A 21,633-nucleotide genomic window follows, 5' to 3' on the forward strand; every position below is an offset into this window, starting at 1 on the left:
AAGGCTCCGGAGGGAAACGACCAACTTCACCGGATGCCTCCCCTCCGGCTTCGGGTCGCGGGCTGCCGCAAGCGCTCGACTCCTTCGTGGGGCGACGCCAGGAACTCTCCGTCCTGCGCACCCTGCTGAGGACATCGCGCTTGCTCACGCTGACCGGAGCCGGAGGCGTCGGCAAGACGCGGCTGGCGCTGGAGTTCGCCAAAGGGCTGCCTGGGCGCTACGCGCGGGTTGACCTGATCGAACTCGACTCGCTGCACGACGACGCTCCGCTCGCGCAGTCCGTGGCCACCGCGCTGGGCGTGGGCGAGCGAGCGGAGCGATCCGGCACCGACGCCCTGGTCCGTGCGATCGGCAACACCTCCCGGCTTGTCATCCTGGACAACTGCGAACATCTGGCAGAGCCGTGCGCTCAGCTGGCCGCGACCCTGCTGAGTCACTGCCCCCGGTTGCGAATCCTGGCCACCAGTCGGGAGGCGCTGCGGGTTCCCGGAGAGACCGTGTTCCGGGTCGGCGAGCTGTCTCTGCCGCCGACCAGCACCGGTGACGACCCTGCCGCCCTCCTGCGCTCGGACGCCGTCCGCTTGTTCGTCGAACGCGCCGCCAGTCGTGCGCCCGGCTTCACCCTCCGGCGTAGCAACGCTGCGACCGTTGCCGAGATATGTCGTCGGTTGGACGGTCTGACGCTCGGCATCGAACTCGCGGCGCACCGCGTCGGCACGCTCCCACTGGGCGACATCCTCGCCGGACTGGACAACCGGCTGTTCCAGCTGTCGCTTCTGACCGACGGAAGCCGGACCGGTCCCCGTCGTCACAACGGACTGACCGCCGCGATCGGCTGGAGCCATCGGCTGCTCGAGCCGACGGAACAGGCGGTTTTCCGGCGCCTCGCGGTGCTCGTCGGAGGATTCGACACGGGCGCCGCCGAGGCAGTCTGCGCCGGCGGCGGCGTCGCCCCACGCCAAATTATCGGCATCTTGTGCGGACTTGAGGCCAAGTCGCTGATCGTACGGCTGCCGGGCAGCGCACACCCCGCGCGCTTCCGGCAGCTGAACGCCGTTCGCGCCTGCGCCATGGAGCGTCTGATCGTGTCGGGCGAGCTGGACGCCGTACGGCGGCGGTCCCTCGACTGGCTGGACAGCCTCGCGGAACTCACCGGTGGCGAGGTGTTCGCCGACCAGGCCGGTGGGCCGCTCACCGGCGAACGGGACAATCTCGCAGCGGCCCTGGCCAGCGCCAACGGCAGCGATGGCCCCTTGAGCGACCGGCTGGCCCTGGAACTGGCCCGCGTGTACTACCAGCAGGAACAGCCTTCGGCCGCCCGCTCGCTACTGGACGGACTTCTGCGGCTGCCTGCCGGGCCTGGCCTCGGCGGCGCGGTAGCGGCACTCGCCGCCCGTGTCGCCTGCCAGCAGACCGACCTGGCCGCAGCGCTACGCCTTGGTGAGCAGGCGGTACGCCAGGAACGCACGCGTGACCACCCCGCTGGTCTCGCCAATGCACTGGACGCGCGGGCGGCAGCACGGCTGTGCCGTGGTGAATTCGCCGCCGCCGTCGCGGACCTGCGCTACTGCCTGCGTGTCGTCTCCGCGCTCGGCCGACGGGAGGACACAGCATGGTGCACCCACCACCTGGCTTGGGCCCTGCTTCAGGCGGGCGAGGAGGCCGAGGCCGACTTGCTCATGGCTCGCTGTCTTCCGGTGCTCAGGGCGCAGGCGCACTGGAGCCGGGCTGCCGCCGCCCTACACACCGCCGGCGCCGTACGGCTGTCCCTGGGCCGTCTGGACAACGCCGAGGCACTGTTCGGCGAGGTGCTCCGGATCGTCCCCGAAGCAAGCTTCCACGCGCTGTATCCGGTCGAGGGCCTGGCCCTCGTGGCCGCCGAGAGCGGTGACTTGCGGCGAGCCCTGCGTTTGTACGAGGCGAGCGCGCAGGCACGCCGTCGGCTGGACACCGAGCCGGAGGACCCGTGGCGCCGACGGGTGGAACTGACCGCGGCTCGTGCGCGAGCAGGGCTGTCGGCCGCTGCGCAGGACGCTGCTGTCAGCGGCGGCCGGCGACTGCGGGGAGACCGGCTCGTCGCATACGCCCTGCGGAGAGGGAGCGGCTACCCTAGCTCGGCCTCTGACGCCACGGCGATCGTCGTGGACCAGTTCCCGCTCACGGGCCGGGAGTTCACGGTCGCCGAGCTCGTCGCCGAGGGACTGACCAACCGCCAGATCGCTGCACGGTTAGGTCTTTCAGAGCGTACTGTCGCCACCCACCTGGACAAGGTCCGCGACAAACTGGGCCTGCGCTCACGCACCCGGATCGCTCTGTGGGTGGCCGCACGAACCAGGGACAATTCCTGACGACGCAGGGCCCCATTAATTACCCAACAAGTGCGCGTATCGGACCCGAGTCCCTACCTCGGCAAGACGGGTCCTTCTCGGACGAGGCCGCGCTCAGGCATTGAGCTGGACTCCCGCGAGGCAGGTCGTCTGGAACGGAGATTCCGCTCACCTCATGAGGGATGCATTCGTCCTCGACGCGGCAGTTGCGGAAGATCTGTCCGTTTCCGTGCGGGCGACTGGCGTGCTCGACGCGGGTGCGGACCTGGCAGTGGAAAGTGTTGCGCGGTGCTCTGGCCGCCACCGTGACCGGTGGCAACCGCAACGACGTCACCCAGCGCCTGCCCCTGATCCACGCCGTACCGCCCATCCGCGGCAAGCGCGGACGATCCCGTCAGCGCCCCGACGTCCTCTACGCCGACCGCGGTTACGACCACAACATCTACCGCCGCCAGGTCCGTGAGCTGGGCATCCGCCCGCTCATCGCCCGGCGCGGCACCGAGCACGGAAGCGGCCTGGGCAAGAACCGCTGGGTCGTCGAAGCGGCCTTCGCACTTCTGCGCTGGTTCCGCCGACTGCGTATCCGCTGGGAAGTCCGCGCCGACATCCACCAGGCCTTCCTCACCCTCGGCTGCGCAATCATCTGCTGGAGGCGCCTCAAAAAGCAGTGCTGATCTGAGCCCTCAACCCGAACCGGCGACCAGTGCCTCGCCGAGCGGGGTGCGCCGGTAGAGCACCGACCGTCCGGACCGGGCGCGGACGAGCAGCCCCGCGCCTCGCAGGATGGCGAGGTGGTCTCCTACCGCGCCGGGTGTCATGGCGAGGCTTCGGGCGAGGTGGCTGGTACTGGCCGGGGCGTCCAGCGCCACCAGCAGCCGGGCTCGGGCCCGGCCGACCAGAGCGGTCAGCGCGTCCGGTTGGGGGACGGTCTCTTGTTCGCCCCACAGGGCGGCGGTTCCGCGGGCACGATAGACCAAGGTCCTGGGCCAGGGGTCTTCCAGGTGGGCGGCGATATTCGCGACGAAGACCGAAGGGATCAGCAGGAGCCCGTCACCGGCGAGGCGGACTGTTCCGACTTGGGGGAAGTGGCCGATCTCGATACCGCCGGCTTGCCAGGCGACGCCCGGGTGCAGGCTCTCGATGGTCGCGGCCCATCCGTGTTCGCCGATCACCCCCACCCGGTGCACGACATCGCGCTCACAGATCGCGCGCAGTTGCGGCCAGTCCGCGGCGAGCAGCTCGTGCCACGCCTGGTCCATCGCCTCGGCGATCCTGGAGACGGCGTCCGCCGAGTCCAGCACTGCGCGTACGCGGGGATCACGGGCGGACGGGCCGGTCGCAGTGGTGGCGAATTCGTGGCGGGCCGCTTCCAGCGGTGTGGCCCGGATCACGGCCAGGTCGTCTGCCCAGGTCTGGTTGAGGCCGCGCGGGGGCGGGGCGACGAAGTTCGGTCCGCCTTGCGGGGTGTGCAGCGCGAGGGCGGCGTCCAGTTCGGTCTCACGGCGAAGCCGTTCAAAGGCCGGCAGGAGCCGGGTGGCCCAGGCTCGCGGCAGCGGCTGGCCTTGACCGGCGAGCGAGCGCAGCAGTAGGCAGAGGTCCAGCGCGGGCGACAGTGCGAAGCGGCTGCGCAGCAGGTCCTCGACGGAGACTTCGAAGCGCAGCACCCGGCCATGCTACCCGGGACGTCCGTTCCGATTCGTCCAGCGGCGAATCATTGGTGAGTGGCGTGGGCGCACGTCGAGGCTGGGCGTCATGATCCCAACCGCCGAACCCGCGCAGGGCAACCACCGTGCCACCTACCGGGAGGTGCTGGCCGAGCCGCGATTCCGGCTGCTCTTCTCGACCCGCACCGTCGCGATCACTGCGGGCTCGCTGCGGATCACCACGTTCTCGGTGCTGGTCTTCTCGGCCACCGGCTCCGCGCTGTTGAGCGCGCTGGCCTTCGGTATCGGCTTTCTCCCGCAGTTGTTCGGCTCGCTGCTGCTGGGCTCACTGGCCGACCGACTGCCGCCCCGCGCGCTCATCGTCGGCGGCTACGCGTTGGAGTGCGCCGCCGCCCTGTTGCTCGCCCTGGTGCGGATGCCGATCGCGGCAAGCCTCGGTGTCGTGGCGCTGGTCGCCCTCGCCACACCGGTGTTCAGCGGCGCGTCGAGTCGGCTGGTCGCGCAGTGGCTGGAGGGCGACGCCTATGTGCTGGGCCGTTCACTGAACAACATCGCCTCCTCCGGCGCGCAATTGTTCGGTCTGGCGCTGGGAGGTGTGGCCGTCGCGGTACTCGGCCCGCACCGGGCACTCGCGGTAAGCGCCGCCCTCTACCTCGGCTGCGCGCTCGCTATCCGCATCCGGCTACCCCGGCTGCAGCCGGGAGAGTTCGGCGGCACACCCGGCAGCGCTCGGGGCGATGGCGGGGCCGTCCGGGCAAGCCTGCGCGGTGCCGGCCTGCTGCTGCGCGGACGCACAGTGCGACGACTGATGCTGGCCCAGTGGCTACCGTGCGCGTTCGTAGCGGGCGCGGAAGGCCTGATCGTCGCCTACGCGGGAGGACGCCACTTCGCGCCCGGCTGGTACGCGGTGCTGATGGGCTGTCTGCCGGTCGGCATGCTTGTCGGTGACCTGCTGGTGGGGCGACTCCTACGGCCACCCACCCGGGAGCGACTGGTAGTCCCGCTGATTGCGCTGATGGGACTGCCGCTGGTCGGCTTCGCCGCCGAGCCCGGAGTGGGCGTCTCGTCCTGTCTGCTGCTGCTCTGCGGCTTCGGATTCGCCTACGGCCTCGGCCTGCAACGGCCGTTCCTGGACGCCCTGCCGCAGGATGGCCAGGGCCAGGCCTTCGGCCTGCTGGGCTCCGGCAGCATGACGCTTCAGGGCGTTGGGCCGGCCTGCTTCGGCTCGGTGGCCGCAGGCATCGGAACAGGCGGCGCAATCGCCCTGGCAGGCGGCGCGGCGGCGCTTACCGCCGGCTGGATTCTCACCTGGCACCTGCCCACATCCCCGGTCCCCGTCCCGAACTACTCAACGGGATCAGAGAACGGCACCGAACAGCATGCGTGTAGTGCTCCTGCGCAGTAACCGTCGCAGGTCGGGTCGGCCGCGTGCCGTCACGCAGCCCACCCCCACGTCTCTCTGACAGACAGCCATTCCCGATAGCTCATTGTGAGGCTGGATCCGTGCAAGCTATGCCGGGACGCGATCAACCGGCCATACTCCTCAAGGCTGTTCGAAGCGTGACCGCCGAGACCGACCTCGTCCCGGCCGCTGCGGGACAGGGGTCCGAACAGCCTTGAGCTGAAGGTGTTTGACCGGTGAGCGTTTGCAGCCGGTTGAGGATCTGTGCGGCAACGAGCCGGGGAGCATGGGTACGCCGACGCGCTCGGGGGCGAGGTAAGAGTTGATGCAAGAGTTGGTTTGCGTGAGTGCTGTGCTCCGCCGGGAGGTTTGGGTTTAGAGGAGCTGTTGTGGGGGATGGTGCCGTCTTGCGTGGTGTGCGGCTGGGAACGGGCTCGGCGGCAGGGCGGAGCCTTGGAGGCGGGGGACGGTGGGGGAGCGTCATCGGTTAACGCGCGTGCAGCGGTCTTTGGTTGGGGTGGTTGTCGCCGGTGCGCTCGTCATCGCGGGAATCGGCTTCGCGGGTTCCTACGCGGCCGTGCGCGAGCTGGCCCTCAAGAAGGGCTTCGGGAACTTCGCGTACGTCTTCCCGATAGGCATCGACGCGGGTATCTGCGTCCTGCTCGCCCTGGACCTCGTGCTGACCTGGATCCGCATCCCCTTCCCGCTGCTGCGCCAGACGGCGTGGCTGCTGACGGTCGCGACGATCGCCTTCAACGGCGCGGCGGCCTGGCCGGACCCGCTGGGCGTCGGCATGCACGCCGTCATCCCGGTCCTGTTCGTGGTCTCCGTCGAGGCGGCCCGGCACGCGATCGGCCGGATCGCGGACATCACCGCCGACAAGCACATGGAAGGCGTCCGCCTCACCCGCTGGATGCTCTCCCCGCTCCCCACCTTCCTCCTGTGGCGCCGGATGAAGCTGTGGGAGCTACGCTCCTACGAGCAGGTCATCAAGCTGGAGCAGGACCGCCTCGTCTACCAGGCCCGCCTTCACTCCCGCTTCGGCCGCGCCTGGCGCCGCAAGGCCCCGGTGGAGTCGCTGATGCCGCTGCGCCTGGCCCGCTACGGCGTCCCGCTCGCCGAGACCGCCCCCTCCGGCCTCGCTGCCGCTGGCATCAAACCGGCCCTCCTGCCCCCGGCGCCGCAGTTGGAGGTGGCGCGCGCGCCGGCTCCAGCAGCCCCCGCCCTCCCCGAGCATCGGGAGCTGGAGCCCTCGCGCGCGGCCGGCGGCCCCCTCTCTGACGAACAACTGCAGCCCCTGCTCCGAGTCCTCCAGCACCGCTATGCACCACCGGCCGATCCCGCGATCGCCCCGGACGGTGTTCTGGAAGAAGAGCCGTCGTGGGAAGAGTTCTTCTACAGTGCCTGGCTCGCCTACGCGGGAGAGCATGATCAGTACCCCGATGCCGCCGCTCTCGCCGCGTATGTCTTCCAGCGGGACGGCATCACCGGGGCTACCGGCCAGCCCCTCATGGGCGAGGACCTGGAGGACTTCGTCGCCGCCTTCCAGGAGCGGGAGTTCGGTGACGCTGAACCGCCCGTCGAAGAAGCAGTCGCTGGCTTTGGCGAGCAGTTGCCTCCCGTGCCGTCCCCGAGCGTGTCCGATCCCCAGGCCGAGCCCGTTGGCGCGGGGGCGCACGCCGCAGAGGAGAAGCGCGGCCCGAAAGTGAACGCTGCCATCGACGGGCTGGCGGGCGAGCAGATACCGCCCCAGCCTCCGGCCGAGAAAAGCGGCCTCACCACTGTCGATCGCTACTACCTCGCATGGGTGGAGTATCAGCAGCAGCGCGGTGCCGAGCCCAACGGCGTTGACCTGTCGAAGTACTTGGGTGAGAAGGGCGTGGTCGGCCGCAACGGACGGCCCGCCGCCGCGAGCACGCTACGCCGCTACCTCCTGCCCTTCCGGATCTACAGCGTCTGGGCCGAGCACCGAGGGCGCAGTGAACAGCCCTCGTTGAAAACCGTCGCCGAGGCCTGCGCAGCCCGGGGAATCACCCTCCAGTACAACGAGCCCATCACGGCGGCGACCATCGCAGAGCACACCGCAGACTTCGAGCGCCGCTGGCACGCCGTCATCCGCCACCGCACCGACGTCGCTGCGCAATCACGCTGAACGAATGCGCCGTGCGCAGCCCACCGCGACCAGTGCGCAACACCCATCGCTGTCACCACGGAGGGGCCCGCATGCAGGCACTCCGCACCGTCCGCGGCGACCTCACGGCCGACAACCTGCCCTCCGCTCCCGGAGCCGCGGGGCCGGCGGCTCCGTTCGTGAGCGCGCGGTCACCGCACCAGGCGGCAGGTGCGCCAGCCTCGCCCGTCACGCACCAGGGCGCCGCGCTCTTCAAGATTGCCGAGGTGGTAGGCGACCGACGCCGTGCTGCTGAGCCCGATGTCGTCGGCAAGCTGCCGGACCGACGGGCCCTCACCGCGTTCCTCGATCCACCGTTGTATGCACCGCAGGATCTGCTCCTCCCGCGCCGTGAGGTGCTCCGGGCGCCGGTTCACGGCCGCCACCCCACGGCGCGGGCCTGGCGGCGCAGCTCCACCCGCGCCGCCGGCGTCCGTCCCGGGCCGGACCAGTACGGGTGAAACAGCAGCCGGCCGGACAGGGTCTGCAGGCGGCGGCGCAGCGCGGTGGTGTGCACCGGGTGCGGCACGGCCAGCGCCGCATACGTGAGCTGCCACTCCGCCTGGAGCTCGATCAGATCAGGGGGGAAGGGTGCGTGCTCCATGCCAACAATTAGGCCACATGTTCGATTTTCTGGCCAAGTCGATGCGCTGGCCCGCCCGCCACCGGCGCCCGCCGTGGCTCGTTGGACCGCGTGTGACGACCGCTGACATGACCGACGTCCTCGAGTGGGACGCCCGCACGCTCCTCGAGGAGTACGACGGCGGGGGCCCGAGTACGGGGGAGCGTCTCCTCGCCGAAGGGCTGGCCCGGGCGCGGTGGAGCGGGTCGGCCTTCCGGGCCTCGCTGCGCGATGTCCCGGAGTCCGTGCGGGCCGGGCGCGGATCGACGTCCTCGATCAGGCGGCGTCGGTCCTGGAGCCCGCCGATATCTCCGGGGTACGGCCGGCGCTACACGGGTTTCTTCGTCACGACATGGATCGCAGCGGGGGGTGGTTCGTCGTGATCCCTGGCGGCTGGAGCAGGGGCGGGAGTTCGGGGCCGGGGTCCTCGGTGACGACGACGCCGGCGGCGGCATGGTCGAAGCCGGCGGGCCAGCGGGTGTGGTCGCTGGCCAGGGCGTCGGTCAGGCGTGCCTGGAGTAGGTCGGCCGTGCTCAAGTCGGTGCCGCGCAGGTCTGCCAGGCGCAGGTCGGATCGGCGGAAGACCGCACCGCGCGCGTTGGCCTTGCGCAGGTTCGCCTCGCGCAGGTCGGCCTCGGTGAAGTCGGCGTCCCGCAGGTCGGTCTCGGCCAGCCGCGCGCCGCGCAGGTCGGCCAGTGCACAGCGGGCCCGGCGGAGGATTGCGGTCTTGAGGTCGGCGTGCCGCAGGTTGACCGAGACCAGGGATGCCTGGGTCAGGTTGGCGTGGCACAAGCCTGCCGCCTCCATACAGGAGCGGTCGAGATTGACCTCGGGCAGCCACAGCCCGTCGCAGTCGGCCCGGCGCAAATCGGTGGCGCTGAGATTGACCCAGGACTGCTCCCGGCGCCGGCACAGCACGCCGAGGCCGGTCAGCGCCACCTGTGAGTCGGCGGCACGGGCCTCCAGCGGTGCGATGTCGTTGATGGGCACGTCCGCCGCCGGCGCGTCCTGCCCGGTGGGCGGCCAGGGCAGGTGCGTGCGCAGATACGCGGCCTGGATGGAGATGACGGCCTCGCGGTCACGGGCGGACTGCTCCGCGACCCGCCACAGCGCGTGGAGCCCGCCGACGCGCACATCCAGCTTGTCACTGCCGAGCTGATCGACCGCCCGGCTGAACCGGTCGGTGACGTAGCCCTCCTGGGTAGCGCGCAAGCCATCCTGGCTGACCCGGAGTTGCCGCCACGTGGCGTAGGCGCCGAAGAGCACGACCAGGCCGCCGATCATCTGCAGAAGAGTCGTCCGGACATCGTTCACGGCCTTCAGCCGATCCTGCGGCACGACGACGGCCCCGGCGAGATCGTGGTCGACCACCACACCTGGCAGAACGACGAACACGGTTCCCAGAACGGCCAGTCCCACCACCCCGGCCAGCAACGGCACGACGGCACGACGACCGACCGGCCGCTCGCGCCACGGCCGCTGGCCATGATTCTGCTCCCCCGTCTCCATGGGCACGGGAGCCTATGCGCACCTCAGGAGATGATCAAGATGGACCAAGTGGAGCAGCAGTACTGGGGTGTTCTGTGCCCGTCGGCTGGTCAACCATCCTCATCGGTACGCCCACGACTGCTGAAGATCGACAGCGTGGAACGATGGTCGCCATGTCTGGTCAGGTCTGGGTGTCACTCATATCGTTGGGCGGCGTTGCGCTCGGTGGCGTGCTGTCCTTCCTCGTTCAGTTCGGGACGCAGCGGTCGGCGGAACGAACGGAACAGCGGCGGCAGCAGACCGAGTTGTCGGAGGCCCGGCGGGCGGAGCGGCTTGCGCTGCTGGAGCGGTTCATCGAGGTGGGGGCCGAGGCGGAGCGCGCCGCCTTCAGCCGACCGCACGAATGGGACGACACCAGCGCCTGGTTCCTCACGACCCAAGACGCCATGAACAGACTGTGGGTTGCCGAGCGGCTGATCCGTATCCAGTTCCCCCTTCCTGTGCATGACGCAGCACGCAAGTACTTCCTCGACCTCAACCGGACCGTGTGGGAAGGCTTGCCCGACGGCGAGAGCGTGCGTGACTACCTGGAAGACAACAGGCTGGCCTTTCTCGACGCGGCCCGAGCAGTCATGGGATAGCCCGCTGCGGACCCTCGAAGCTCCTTTACAGGGCAGCCCCCAGTAGCCCGGTTGCGGCTTCGACAGCTTCTGTTCCTCGCAGCTGACCACTGCCTCCGCCACTGCCTTGGCCTCGGGTCCGGCTGCGCGGCGCAGGGCGGCGGGATCCGGGCCATGCCCGGACAGTGGCCACGCGGGGGTGGACTGTCACCATCTGTGCCCTCTCCCGTACAGTCCGTGGTGCCAGTGCTCCGTTACGGCCAAGCCCAGCGGTTGACCAGGAGAAGAAACATGGACACCGAAGCCAGCCTCGGCTCCCTTCCGTACGTTCCCAAAACGGGGCGGCCGGTCCCCGAAGCCGAGCCTGAACTCGTGGAGCAGTGGCGATCGGGAGGAGGTGAACTGGTCGAGCTGCTGTCCCAGGTGCGCGAGCGGTTCGGCGGCATCGCCGCGTTCCGCCTCGGGCCGGCCCCCACCGTTCTTGTCACCGACCCGCAGGCGGTCCAGCACGTACTCGCCCGGCACCCGGAGCGGTACGTCAAGCGCTCCCACCGCGCCCGTGTGCTGATCGGCGACGGCGTCCTCGCCGCCACCGGTGAGGCGTGGAAGCGCCAACGCCGCTTGCTGCAGTCCCAGTTCACCGGTACCGGCATGCGCCGCTACGAACAGCGGATCACCGAGGCCGCCCGGACCACCACCGGGCGCTGGGGAGGATACGCCCGTACCGGGCAGACCCTCGATGTCGGGCAGGAGATGCGCCGCTTCGCCCTGGACGCCATCTGGCGCGCTCTTACCGGGCACCCCCTCGACGACGGGACCGAGCGCGAACTGGCCGCCGTGGCCGCCGTGGCGACCGCCCTACCGACTCTGCCCGCTGACGTCACCGACGCCCAGGACGCCGTTGCCGCCGATCTCGCCCGGATCGATGCGGTCGCCCGGCACGCCATCGAGGCCGCTCGCAGCGGGGCGGCCGGCCCCGACGGCCCGGGCCTGCTGCACGTCCTGACCGACGCCGCCACCGAGCGCCCCGAGTACACCGACCAGCTGATCCGCGACGAGCTGGTCACGTTGCTCGTGGCCGGGCACGAGACCACCGCCACCACCCTGACCTGGCTCTACCAGCTCCTCGACCAGCACCCCGCCGCCCGCGAACAAGCTCTCGCCGCCGGCGGCGAAGGCTCAGCTGGGCGCCGCCAGGCCATCCAGGCTCTGGTCCACGAGACGCTCCGGCTCTACCCGTCCGCCTGGATCCTGCCCCGCCACGCCACCGAGGACGACACCCTTGCCGGCTACGCCGTCGAGGCGGGCACCGACCTCCTGATCTGCCCGTACCTCACGCACCGCGATCCCGAACTGTGGCCAGACCCAGAGCACTTCGACCCCCGGCGCTTCATCACCCCGGACGGCCGACCTGCCCACCCGGGCGCCTACTTCCCCTTCGGTATCGGTCCCCGCGCCTGCCTCGGTCTGCAATTCGCGCTCCGCGAATCGACCGTCCTGCTCGAACACCTGCTGCCGGTCCACACCCCGGCCTTCTACTCCACTCCCACGAAGGCGGTGTACGGCATCACCGTCCGCCCCGACGGCCCCACCCCCGCAACCTTGGTATCGCCACTCACCTGAAGCGGAACGGTACGGAGGACGGCGTACTCAGAAGAGATTGAAAGCGGTCTCACCCCAGGTGCGGTACACGAGGTCAAGCGCGTGGTCCACGGCGGACCCGACATCCCGCCGGAGCCGGACCTGCCCGATGATCTACGCCATGGTCATCGGTCGCCGACCAGCACGAGTACCCGGCTCGCAATCCACGCCAGACCCGTGGCCTGCGACGTCACGATGCACACCGCCCAGTGGGTGAAGGGGTGCCCAACAGGCCGGCGAGCGTTTGGAGTCGTTCGGCGTCGAGGCTGCCCTCGGCGGCGGTGCAGACCAGGAGCGCGGGGCCGGGGTTGCCCGGTATCGGGTAGGCGTCCCAGTCCAGGTTCAGTTCGCCGACCCGGGGGTGGGTGAGGCGCATCTGGCCTCGGGTCGGTTCCTCCACGTCGTGCAGGGCCCACAGGGCCGCAAACTCGTCGCTGCGGACGGCGAGTTCACCCACCAGCTCGACCGCGCGCGGGTGACCCGGATCGGCGGCGACTTGGGGGTCTTGTCAACTTGGTGGGTTTCGAAGTGTGTTGGGGCTTGACGGGGCGAATGGAGCCGTCGGCCGGTGCTGTGGTCAGGGTGCCGCAGGTACGCCTGTGATCTTGTTCCAGGTCGTGAAGCGGATGGTCATCTCGGCGCGGTAGTCGGGGGCGGTCAGAAGGTGGCGGCGGGGCCGGAAGTGTGGCGAGACGGCGCTGAACACCGAGAGGAATTTCTGGGTGCTGGCGGGTGAGCGGAAGCCCTTCATGGCGCGTTCGCGCTGGCGGGTCGGCTGGTGGGAGTTCTCCGCCCGGTTGTTCAGGTACTTGGACTGCCGGTGCTCGACGGAGCGCATCAGCTCGCGGTGGGCGACGCCGTAGCTGCGGAGCTTGTCGGTGACCAGCGCCCGCGGCACCCGGCACTGCTTCTTCATCAGCTTGGCCATGAACCGCCTGGCGGCCTTGTCGTCGCGCCTGCTCTGGACAAGGACGTCCAGCACGTTGCCGTCCTGGTCGACCGCGCGCCACAGGTACCGCCGCTCGCCGTTGATCTCTACGAAGACCTCGTCCAGGTGCCGCTTGTCACCGGCCCGGGGCTTTCGGCGGCGCAGCCCGGCCGCGTACGCGGGTCCGAGCTTGGCGCACCACTGGCGGATCGTCTCGTAGGAGACGATCACGCCGCGGGCGAGCATGAGCTCCTCAACCTCGCGGAAGCTCAGCGGGAAGCGGTGATACAGCCACACGCAGTGGGCGATGATCTCCGCCGGGTACCGGAACCCTTTATACGACGGCGACCCCGCGTCCAAGACTGCCCTCCCCGCGATCACAACCCCAAGATCATCCCAGATCTCAGCCAAGTTGACGACGCCCGAGCTGCTGTTCGACCACCACGCCCACGACCTGCGTGGCACCCGAGCCGGCACCGGCTCCCTCACCGTCCACACGCTGGGTATCCGGGTGGAGCACTTCGTCACCTGGGCCAAAGACGAGGCCACTGCCCGTGGGCTAGCCCATGAGGTCATCCCGCCTGATCCGCACGGGAAGATCGGTACTGAGCGGTTCCGCAGGAGCCTGGCGTGGCATATCGCCCGTCGGCCCGGCGGGCTGGTCGCTCTCGCGATTCAGTACGGCCATCTGCGGACTTCCGTATCAGCCGGCTACGCCGCGCGCAGCCGGGACGGCATCCACGACCTCCTCGACGTCGAGACGGCCCGCGCGACCATCGACACCGTCGCCGACCTGAACGCCGATCTCAAGGACGGCATCGGCATTTCCGGACCCGCTGCCCGCAGAGCGATCAAGGCCGCCGCTACCGCTCCGCAGTACACCGGCAACATCGTCACCGCCCGGCAAGCCCGCCAGATCCGCGCCAACCCTCAACTGGCCGTCTACGCCAATCCCAACACGCTGCTGGTGTGTGTCTACAAGCGCGACAAGGCCCTGTGCCACCGCGGCACCAAGGACACCCCCAGTCTCGACCGGTGCGTTCCCACCTGCGCGAACATCGCCCGCACCGATCAGCACGCCGCCGGCCTCCGGCGCCGTGCCACCGTGCTCGATCAGCGGGCAGCCCAGGTCCCCGGCCCGCTGGGCGAGCGGTTACGCAGCAACGCCGGGCGCCTACGCGACCTTGCCGACGCCCACTACCGAACCCGGACCACACTCCAGGACGGCACCGCATGAGCCCCGCACCCGACGAACGCGACCGTATCCGCGCGGCCATCGGCCGCATCCTGCAAGGGACCCCACAGCGCTCCAACGGCGCGTGGACGATCGTCGCCCTGGCCGAGGAAGCCGGCGTACCCCGCAACGCGCTGACCCAGCGGCACCCGGACCTCAAGAACGATTTCTATGCGCAGGTCAGGGCGCGCGGTAAGACGCCAGACTCCGAGATCCGTCTACGCAAGCAGATCGTCAAGCTGAAGGAACTCCGCGTCAAGGACGCCAAGGAGCTGTCGCAGTCGCAGACCGACATCGATCACCTCGTCCGCGCCGTCAACCACCTGACCGTGGAGAACCGGCAACTACGCGGTGCGCTGTCGCAGCCCAGCTCCCCGGTCAGAACACTGCCGACGCAGCGGCGGCCCAATCGGATCCCGTGAACCGCGCTCAGGGGCCCAGCTCGGCCGTGGGGAACATCGATACAGCCGTTGGCAAGAACCCTCAACGTCCTGGGCCGCTACAGCTTCAACGCCTCCCTTCCGTGCGAGGGCCTACGTCCGCTGCGTGACCCGGACGCGATCGAGCTCGACGAAGACGGCGCGGAGGAGTAGAGCCCTCAACCAGGTCAGGCCGAACAGCCTTGTAGGGAGCGTGCCCATTCCTGCGCCCGTCGGGGCCGGGCCGTCTATCGCGAACGCCTCGGCTCCACGTCCCGCAGCGGCCCTGAGTCGCATCAGTCGAGGGCGTGGCTGCGGCCGGTCTGCAGGATCTCGTCGGAAAGCTCGGGCTCGACGTGGCGTACGGCGCGGGCGAGCATCAGCGCGCCGACCATTTCGCTGAGCAGGCGGATGGCCCTGTGGCGGGCCTCGCCCGGGTCGAAGTCGTGCCCCTTCTCCTCGGCTTCGCGCAGGAACTCGGCGGCGAAGCCGGTGAGGTAACCCTCGACGCCTTCGGCGTACGCGCTCTGCACGGCTTCGCTGTGCCGTCCGGCGTCGGTGACCAGGGAGGCGGAGGGGCAGCCGCCGTCCGGGGCGTCACGGTGCGCGGTGGACAGGTACCCGGCCACGACCCGCTCCAGCGGAGAGCCGCCCTGGCCCGGACCGTCCTCGATCGTCCGGGCCAGGCCCCCGAGCGAGGCGGCGAAGGAGGCACCACACACCTCCACAGCCAGGTCGTTCTTGGAGGCGAAGTGGTTGTAGAAGCCGCCGTGGGTGAGTCCGGCTTCCTTCATCAGCTCGGCGATGCCGACCGCGTCGATGCCCTCCGAGCGAAACATGCGGCCCGCCGCTTCGAGGATGTTCTGCCGGTTGCGGGCCTTGTCCTCCTTGGTGATCCGCGGCATGGCCGTCCTCTCGCGTCGCTCTCGATTTGACCTTTTTGATGATGCCTCTCATCATAACAGGAGTTCCAATGATGCCCATCATCAATAGTTCGTGGAAGGGGAGCGTCATGCGCGCCATCGCCTACGACCAGCACGGAGAAGCCGGGCAGGTACTACGCCTGAGCGAGCAGCCGGCCCCTGCTGCGCCCGCGGCCGGGCAGGTGCAGGTGCGGGTGCTGTCCCGGCCGATCCACCCCGGCGACCTGGCGGGAGTGGAGGGCCTTCCGGGTGGGCTGCGGCAGCGGTTCGCCACGCCACGGATTCCCGGCGTGGAGGGGATGGGCGTCATCGAGACCGTCGGCGAGGGTGTGCAGGATCGGCGGCCCGATCAGCGGGTGGCGTTCTTCCCGGTGCCGGGCGCGTGGAGCGAACTCGTCACGGCGCCGACCGATCTGGTGGTGCCGGTGCCCGAGGGCCTCAGCGACGAGACCGCGGCCTTGATGCTGGTCAACCCGCTGACCCTGCTCTCCTTGCTGCGGGCGGTCGAGGACGCCCAGCACGGCCAGGCCGGTCCGGTGGTGCAGACGGCCGCTGGTTCGTCGGTGGGAAAGCTGGTCAGCGCCGTAGCGCTCAAGCACGGCATCCCGCTGGTCAACCTGGTACGCAGCGCCACGGGGGCGCAGACCTTGCGGCAGCGCTTCCCCGGACTGCCGACCATCTCGACGGCCGACGCGGACTGGCGCACTCAGGTCCAGGACGCGACCGGCGGCCGGGGTGCCCAGGTCGTACTGGACGCGGTGGGCGGATCCCTGACCGGTGAGCTGGCCGGGCTGCTCGCCGACGGCGGCACGCTGATCACCTACGGACAGCTCGGTTCCGGCAGCACGCCGCTGGAGTCGCTCGCGCTGACCCCGCGGGCCCTGACCGTGCGGGGCACGTCCATCGGCCAGTGGATGGCCCGCACGCCTGAGGAACGGGCCGAGGACATCGCCTTCGCCGCCCGTCTGGCCGCGACCACCCCGGAACTCTTCGAGGTCGCAGCCAGCTACGACCTCGCCGACTTCGCGAAGGCCATCGACCATGTCCGCCGCCCCGGCAAGAGCGGAACGGTCCTGCTCACCAGCCCCGCATCCTGAACCCCACGAAGGGCACTGCCATGAAGATCGGAACCCTCGGCGCCGGAACCGTCGCCCAGGCCATCGCCCGCCACGCCGTGGCCCACGGCCACCAGGTCGTACTGAGCAACAGCCGCAGCCCCGCCTCCCTGGCCGGCCTCGCCGACGCACTCGGACCGCTCGCCCACGCCGGCACCCCAGAGGAAGCCGCCGCGGCGGAACTCGTCGTGCTCGCAGTCGGCTGGCCCCAGATCCCGGACGCGGTAGCCGGACTGCCCCCCTTCGACGGGCGCATCGTCATCGACGCCACCAATCAGTTCGCCTCCCCGCCCCCGCACACGAAGATTGCCGACCTGGGCGAGCTGACCGGCAGCGAACACGTCGCCTCACTGCTGCCCGGAGCCCGCGTCGTCAAGGCGTTCAACACCCTCTACGGCCAGTACATCGCCGCCGACCCGCGCCACCAGGCCGGACGCCAGGTGCTGTTCCTCGCCGGTGACGACGCCGACGCCAAGACGACCGTCAAGGACCTCACCGCCGCCTTCGGCTTCGCCCCCGTCGACCTCGGCTCCTTGCGCGAGGGCGGACGCCTCATGCAGCTCGGCGGCCCACTCTCCGGCCTCCACGCCCTCAAACAGGACTGAGCCGGGCCCTCGCCCATTCCTCGCTCTCCTCCTCATCCGACCCTCAGCACAAGGAAGTTACTCATGACCACCCAGCCCCTGCTGCAGCCCGTCCGCCTCGGCGCGCTGGAGCTCCCCAACAGCGTCGTCATGGCCCCCATGACCCGCGCCCGCGCTCAGAACGCCGAGCTGGCCCCCACCGACCTGCACGCGGCCTACTACGCGCAGCGCGCCGACGCCGGCCTGATCGTCACCGAGGGAACCTGGGTCAACCCCGACGCGATCGGCTTCATCCACGCGCCCGGCATCTACACCGACACGCAGACCGCCGGCTGGGTGAAGGTCACCGAAGCCGTCCACAAGGCCGGCGGGCGGATCGTCTCCCAGTTCGGCCACCTCGGCACGGCCTCCCACCCCGACCACCTCGGCGGCCGCCTGCCCGCCGGCCCCTCGGCCATCAACCCCGGCGAGAAGTCCTTCACCCCCTCCGGCCCGAAGGACACCGTCACCCCGCGCGCCTACACCGCCGCTGAGATCGCCGCCACCATCGCCGACTACCGCCATGCGGCCGAGAACGCCCGCCGCGCCGGCTTCGACGGCGTGGAAATCCACGCCCAGCAATCCCACTTGATCCCGCAGTTCCTCAACCCACGTCTCAACCAGCGCACCGACGCCTACGGAGGCAGCAGCGAGAAGCGGGCCCAGTTCCTCCTCGACATCCTCGACGCCGTCAGTGACGTGTGGGGCAGCGACCGCATCAGCGTGAAGATGTCCCCGGGCTGGGCCAACGGAACCACGTTCACCGCGGACGAGGAGACACTCGCCGACTACGACCAGCTGTTCAAGAAGCTCAACGACAGCAACCTGGCCTACCTGCACCTCCTGGGCACTCCCGGCACCATCGAGGAGCGCATCGTCCTCTTCTCCCGCTACCGCGCCAACTACCTGGGCAACATCGTCGCCAACCTCGGCTTCACCCAGGCCCTCGGCAACGAGATCCTCGACCACGGGATCGTCAACGCGGTCTCCTTCGGCGCCCCCTTCATCGCCAACCCCGACCTGGTCGAGCGCTTCGCGCAGGGCCACCCGCTGGCCGACGGCGACCGGGACACCTACTACGCCGGTCACACCGAGGGCTACACCGACTACCCCGCCTTCACCGCCAACTGAGCAAGGAAGATCGCCGTGAGCAGCAACATCCGAGCAATGATCGCAAACGTCGAAGTAGAGAGCCTCGAAGACGCAATCCCTCTCTACCAGGACCTGGCCGGGGACGCGGAAGTCCGCCGATTCCCCTACCGAGACCTGGAGTTGGCACTCGTAGGACCCTTCCTGCTCTACTCCGGCCCGCTGGAGAAGTACGTCTCGCAGAACGCGACCGTCATCGTCGAATCCCTGACCCCCGTTCTCGACACCCTCGGCAAGGCCGGCGCCGAGATCCTCGAAGCACCCAACGAAGTACCCAACGGCACCAGGATCGTCGCCCGCCACCCGGACGGCTCTGTCTTCGAGTACATGCAGCCCCGCGCCTGAGCTTGACTCTGTCGGGGATCTTGGAGTTTCGCGGTGCGGCAGCATGGTCAACGGGCATGCTCGGGTAGTTCCGTTGACCGATGCAGTTGTCGAGGTGCCTGTTGTCCCTCCGGCCACGTTCCGGTGAGCAGGTCCCGTCTCTGACTGCGCAGGTCGCGCGGGCGAGCAACCCGGGCGGCACGACGGCGATAGGGGTGAGAGACTGGCTGGACGGGCTGTGGCATGACGAGGACTTCGCCGACTGGTACCCGCAGGACGGGCGTCCTGGTCTCTCGCCTGCTCAACTGGTTACCGTCTGTGTGCTGCAGTTCCTGCTCGGTCTGTCGGACCGGCAGGCCGCCGAGGCGGTCCGCTGCCGCATCGACTTCACGTACGCGATGGCCATGGAACTGGACGACCCCGGGTTCCATCACAGCGTGCTGGCCGATTTCCGCGATCGTCTCGCCGAAGGCGACCGTGCCGACCGCCTCCTCGACCTCGCGCTGGCCCGCCTGAAGGAGGCCGGCCTGGTGCGCGAGCGCACCACTCAGCGCACCGACTCCACCCATGTCCTGGCCGCGGTGCGTGACCTGACCCGCCTGGAGCTGATCACCGAGGCGGTCCGCGCCGCACTGGAAGAGGTCGCCGGCACTTCCCCTCACCTGCTGGACGAGCTGGTCGATGAGGACTGGGGGCGCCGCTACGGCCGAGCGGTCCGCCTGGGCAAGAACCCCACCAAGCCCAAGACCAGGATCCTTGCCACTGGAAACGACGCGGTCCGGCTCCTGGAACACCTCTACCGGCACGGAGCAGACCGCGCGTCCGGTCCTCGTATCCAGGCCCTGCGCCAGATCATGGTGCAGAACTACCACCGTGACGCAGCAGGACATCTGCGCTGGCGCACCGCCGAGACGGAAGGCGGGCCCGGGCTGCCGCCTTCGTCCCGGGCGGTCGTCTCTCCCTACGACACCTCGGCCCGCTACGCACGGCACGGACACATCATCAGCTGGAAGGGGTTCTCCGTTCACCTGCCGAGACCTGTGCTCCCGACGGCCCCAACGTGATCACGGACGTGGCCACCACCGCGGCCACCACCCATGACAGCCAGGTCCTGCCCGGCATCCACACCCGCCTGGCACGCCGCGGACTCCTGCCCGCCGAGCACCTGGTCGACGCCGGCTACACCTCCCTGCCCCACCTGGAACAAGCCACCCGTGAACACCAGGTCACCGTCTCCGGGCCACTGCGGAGCAACCCCACCCGTCAGCACCGCCGGGACGAGGGCTTCGCCCGGGACGACTTCCACATCGACTACGACCGTCAGCAGGTCACCTGCCCCCAGGGCCAGGTCAGCCAGGGCCGGCACGGCCCCTACCCGACCTCCTCACCCACCGCGGCCCGGCTGATCGTGGCCAGGTTCACCAAAAGCCAGTGCCAGCCCTGCCCGGCGCGCACCCAGTGCACCACCTCCCGTGAAAGCACCCGCACCGTGGGCTTTCCCCCACGAGAACTCCGCGACCTGCAATTTCGCGTCCGCACCGAGCAGCAGACGCCCGAGTGGAAGACGCGCTACGCGGTCCGCTCCGGAGTGGAGGGCACGGTCAACGAGTTCGCCCACGGCTACGGCATGCGACGCTGCCGCTACCGAGGACAGGGAAAGGCCCACATTCAGCACGTCCTGACGGCCATCGCCGTCAACATCGAGCGCCTCAGCGGACTACCACCGACCGAGGAAGCCCCCACGCCCCGCCGGCCGACTGCCTTCCAGAACTACCTCGACCAGCGCGAGATACCCCGACCGAAGTCCTGGCGAACCCTGGGCAGCTGACTTCGGCAACTCCAAGATCCCCGACAGAGTCAAGCTGAGAGCCTGTGTCTGAGCCCCGCATGACAAGTTGAGCGGGCTTCGACACAGGTCAGGGCCCTATCGCATGGACGGATCCGCCCGCTGACCTACTGCGGTGTCAACGGGTTGCAACGCCGACGCCCCTCCCCAGGTCCGGGAACGGCTCGGCGTACGCGCCGACCCCGTGCTCCCCGGCCGTTGCCTTCCCGCTGAGACAACGGTCCGCCGGCTCCTGGCTGGCATCGACGGTGATGCCCTGGACCGGGCAGTAGGCCGCTGGCTCGCCGACCGCTGTACTGGAGCGGGCGAGCTGCGCGGCCTGGCAGTGGACGGCAAGAGCCTGCGAGGTACCGCCAGGGCCACGGGGCGAAAGATCCACCTACTCGCGGCATTGGACCACACCACCGGCCTGGTCCTGGCCCGGCTGGACGTGCAGGAGAAGACGAACGAGATCTCGTGCTTCCAGCCTCTGCCGGACACTGTCACCGACCTCGCCGGCGTGGTCGTCACCAGCGACGCCATGTACACCCAGCGCGAGCACGCTGCGTACCTACTGGACCGCGAAGCCCACTACATCGTGATCGCGAAGGGCAACCAAAAGAAGCTGCGCATGCAGCTCAAGTCCCTTCCCTGGGCGAGATCCCACTGCAAAGCCGCACCAAGGGCATGGGGCACGAACGCGTCGAAATCCGGCGAATCAAGGTAGTCACCATCAACAACTTGCTTTCCCCGGCGCCCGCCAAGCGCTCCAGATCAAGCGCCGTCGGGTGAACCGCACGACCGGCAAGACCACCATCAAGACCGTCTATGCCGTCACCAGCCTGACCGCCGAGCAGGCCACCCCCGCCCAACTCGAGGCGCTCGTCCGAGATCACTGGAAAGTCGAGGTCCTGCACCACATCAGGGATACGACGTTCGCCGAGGACGCCTTCCAACTGTGGACCGGCAACGCGCCCCGCGCCATGGCCACGTGGCGCAACCTCGCCGTCGGAGCCCTCCGCCTCACCGGCAGCACCAGCATCGCTGCAGCTCTGCGACGCAACGCCCGCGACCCACGCCGATCCCTCGCACTCCTCGGGCTTACATAATCACGAAACGGACGTCAGCCGCCCGAAGCCCCGGCCCAGGCGCGGCGGGG

At 69.6% G+C, this 21,633-nt stretch carries 23 protein-coding genes and 2 pseudogenes; 18 read left to right on the forward strand and 7 right to left on the reverse strand.

Features of this window, described 5'->3' with window-relative positions:
* The first annotated feature begins 140 nt into the window (after positions 1–140).
* Entirely contained in the window at positions 141–2,348 is a 2,208-nt protein-coding gene (locus tag SMIR_RS38680; RefSeq protein WP_248002769.1) for an ATP-binding protein, read from the forward strand.
* 272 nt (positions 2,349–2,620) lie between these two features.
* Positions 2,621–3,001: pseudogene (locus tag SMIR_RS38685) on the forward strand (transposase); the annotation flags it as partial.
* A gap of 9 nt (positions 3,002–3,010) precedes the next feature.
* On the opposite strand, the gene SMIR_RS38690 reads toward SMIR_RS38685, so the two are convergent.
* Positions 3,011–3,991 carry an ArsR/SmtB family transcription factor gene (locus SMIR_RS38690; RefSeq protein ID WP_168488671.1) on the reverse strand — a complete coding sequence of 327 codons (981 nt, stop codon included), beginning with the start codon at positions 3,989–3,991 and terminating at the stop codon, positions 3,011–3,013.
* Between the two features lie 88 nt (positions 3,992–4,079).
* Here SMIR_RS38690 and SMIR_RS38695 point away from each other — a divergent pair, with 88 nt between their 5' ends.
* Together SMIR_RS38695 and SMIR_RS43950 are read left to right on the forward strand one after the other, a co-directional pair.
* Positions 4,080–5,396 carry an MFS transporter gene (locus SMIR_RS38695; RefSeq protein WP_212728092.1) on the forward strand — a complete coding sequence of 439 codons (1,317 nt, stop codon included), beginning with the start codon at positions 4,080–4,082 and terminating at the stop codon, positions 5,394–5,396.
* Between the two features lie 466 nt (positions 5,397–5,862).
* Positions 5,863–7,545 carry a DUF2637 domain-containing protein gene (locus tag SMIR_RS43950; protein WP_249938561.1) on the forward strand — a complete coding sequence of 561 codons (1,683 nt, stop codon included), beginning with the start codon at positions 5,863–5,865 and terminating at the stop codon, positions 7,543–7,545.
* A gap of 170 nt (positions 7,546–7,715) precedes the next feature.
* Here SMIR_RS43950 and SMIR_RS38705 read toward each other — a convergent pair whose 3' ends face one another.
* Together SMIR_RS38705 and SMIR_RS38710 are read right to left on the reverse strand one after the other, a co-directional pair.
* Complete coding sequence (locus SMIR_RS38705) at positions 7,716–7,940, reverse strand: LexA family protein (RefSeq protein ID WP_168488667.1); 225 nt, start codon at positions 7,938–7,940, stop codon at positions 7,716–7,718.
* Positions 7,937–8,167, reverse strand: a complete 231-nt coding sequence (locus SMIR_RS38710) for a DUF8825 domain-containing protein (protein ID WP_143614245.1) — start codon at positions 8,165–8,167, stop codon at positions 7,937–7,939. Before SMIR_RS38710 ends, SMIR_RS38705 begins: the two co-directional genes overlap by 4 nt.
* Before the next feature lie 107 nt (positions 8,168–8,274).
* On the opposite strand from SMIR_RS38710, the gene SMIR_RS38715 reads away from it, so the two are divergent.
* On the forward strand, positions 8,275–8,568 hold the full coding sequence (locus SMIR_RS38715) for a hypothetical protein (protein ID WP_168488664.1): 294 nt from the start codon (positions 8,275–8,277) through the stop codon (positions 8,566–8,568).
* Here the strand turns inward: SMIR_RS38715 and SMIR_RS38720 are convergent.
* Positions 8,531–9,694: a pentapeptide repeat-containing protein gene (locus SMIR_RS38720; protein ID WP_168500808.1), complete on the reverse strand. Its 1,164-nt coding sequence runs from the start codon at positions 9,692–9,694 to the stop codon at positions 8,531–8,533. The two genes, SMIR_RS38715 and SMIR_RS38720, sit on opposite strands and share 38 nt — an antisense overlap.
* Before the next feature lie 143 nt (positions 9,695–9,837).
* On the opposite strand from SMIR_RS38720, the gene SMIR_RS38725 reads away from it, so the two are divergent.
* The gene (locus tag SMIR_RS38725; protein WP_168488662.1) at positions 9,838–10,314 is read left to right on the forward strand and encodes a hypothetical protein; all 477 of its coding nucleotides are present in this window, start codon (positions 9,838–9,840) and stop codon (positions 10,312–10,314) included.
* Between the two features lie 270 nt (positions 10,315–10,584).
* Positions 10,585–11,916, forward strand: a complete 1,332-nt coding sequence (locus tag SMIR_RS38730) for a cytochrome P450 (RefSeq protein ID WP_212728093.1) — start codon at positions 10,585–10,587, stop codon at positions 11,914–11,916.
* A 208-nt stretch (positions 11,917–12,124) separates the two neighbouring features.
* Here SMIR_RS38730 and SMIR_RS38735 read toward each other — a convergent pair.
* Both SMIR_RS38735 and SMIR_RS38740 read right to left on the reverse strand, forming a co-directional pair.
* Positions 12,125–12,421 (reverse strand): annotated as a pseudogene (locus SMIR_RS38735) (MmyB family transcriptional regulator); the annotation flags it as partial.
* A 90-nt stretch (positions 12,422–12,511) separates the two neighbouring features.
* Positions 12,512–13,222, reverse strand: coding sequence for an IS6 family transposase (locus SMIR_RS38740; RefSeq protein ID WP_168488658.1), 711 nt, complete (start codon positions 13,220–13,222; stop codon positions 12,512–12,514).
* Between the two features lie 52 nt (positions 13,223–13,274).
* Here SMIR_RS38740 and SMIR_RS38745 point away from each other — a divergent pair, with 52 nt between their 5' ends.
* The 3 genes from SMIR_RS38745 to SMIR_RS44445 are packed head-to-tail and all read left to right on the forward strand — an operon-like array spanning position 13,275 to position 14,689.
* Positions 13,275–14,099 carry a hypothetical protein gene (locus tag SMIR_RS38745; protein ID WP_249938562.1) on the forward strand — a complete coding sequence of 275 codons (825 nt, stop codon included), beginning with the start codon at positions 13,275–13,277 and terminating at the stop codon, positions 14,097–14,099.
* A complete protein-coding gene (locus SMIR_RS38750) occupies positions 14,096–14,518 on the forward strand; it encodes a hypothetical protein (RefSeq protein WP_168488655.1) in 423 nt (140 codons plus the stop codon). Before SMIR_RS38745 ends, SMIR_RS38750 begins: the two co-directional genes overlap by 4 nt.
* 48 nt (positions 14,519–14,566) lie before the next feature.
* Entirely contained in the window at positions 14,567–14,689 is a 123-nt protein-coding gene (locus tag SMIR_RS44445; RefSeq protein WP_282190290.1) for a hypothetical protein, read from the forward strand.
* 122 nt (positions 14,690–14,811) lie between these two features.
* Here SMIR_RS44445 and SMIR_RS38755 read toward each other — a convergent pair whose 3' ends face one another.
* On the reverse strand, positions 14,812–15,420 hold the full coding sequence (locus SMIR_RS38755) for a TetR/AcrR family transcriptional regulator (protein ID WP_168488653.1): 609 nt from the start codon (positions 15,418–15,420) through the stop codon (positions 14,812–14,814).
* A 107-nt stretch (positions 15,421–15,527) separates the two neighbouring features.
* Between SMIR_RS38755 and SMIR_RS38760 the strand changes: the two genes are divergently transcribed.
* The 8 genes from SMIR_RS38760 (at position 15,528) to SMIR_RS43970 (ending at position 21,583) form a co-directional block, all read left to right on the forward strand.
* Entirely contained in the window at positions 15,528–16,535 is a 1,008-nt protein-coding gene (locus SMIR_RS38760; protein ID WP_212728094.1) for a zinc-binding dehydrogenase, read from the forward strand.
* A gap of 20 nt (positions 16,536–16,555) precedes the next feature.
* Positions 16,556–17,158: an NADPH-dependent F420 reductase gene (locus SMIR_RS38765; protein ID WP_168488649.1), complete on the forward strand. Its 603-nt coding sequence runs from the start codon at positions 16,556–16,558 to the stop codon at positions 17,156–17,158.
* A gap of 63 nt (positions 17,159–17,221) precedes the next feature.
* Positions 17,222–18,307 (forward strand): alkene reductase, encoded by a 1,086-nt coding sequence (locus tag SMIR_RS38770; RefSeq protein WP_168488646.1) that lies wholly within the window; start codon positions 17,222–17,224, stop codon positions 18,305–18,307.
* 15 nt (positions 18,308–18,322) lie between these two features.
* Positions 18,323–18,670 (forward strand): VOC family protein, encoded by a 348-nt coding sequence (locus SMIR_RS38775; RefSeq protein ID WP_212728095.1) that lies wholly within the window; start codon positions 18,323–18,325, stop codon positions 18,668–18,670.
* A 194-nt stretch (positions 18,671–18,864) separates the two neighbouring features.
* On the forward strand, positions 18,865–19,713 hold the full coding sequence (locus SMIR_RS43955; RefSeq protein ID WP_249938563.1) for a transposase: 849 nt from the start codon (positions 18,865–18,867) through the stop codon (positions 19,711–19,713).
* On the forward strand, positions 19,710–20,477 hold the full coding sequence (locus SMIR_RS43960; protein WP_248002762.1) for a transposase: 768 nt from the start codon (positions 19,710–19,712) through the stop codon (positions 20,475–20,477). Before SMIR_RS43955 ends, SMIR_RS43960 begins: the two co-directional genes overlap by 4 nt.
* A 133-nt stretch (positions 20,478–20,610) precedes the next feature.
* A complete protein-coding gene (locus SMIR_RS43965) occupies positions 20,611–21,201 on the forward strand; it encodes an ISAs1 family transposase (protein WP_248002761.1) in 591 nt (196 codons plus the stop codon).
* Positions 21,202–21,262: 61 nt separating this feature from the next.
* Positions 21,263–21,583, forward strand: a complete 321-nt coding sequence (locus SMIR_RS43970) for a hypothetical protein (protein ID WP_249938564.1) — start codon at positions 21,263–21,265, stop codon at positions 21,581–21,583.
* Positions 21,584–21,633: the final 50 nt, after the last annotated feature.

This window comes from Streptomyces mirabilis, assembly GCF_018310535.1.
Classification (GTDB): Bacteria; Actinomycetota; Actinomycetes; order Streptomycetales; family Streptomycetaceae; genus Streptomyces.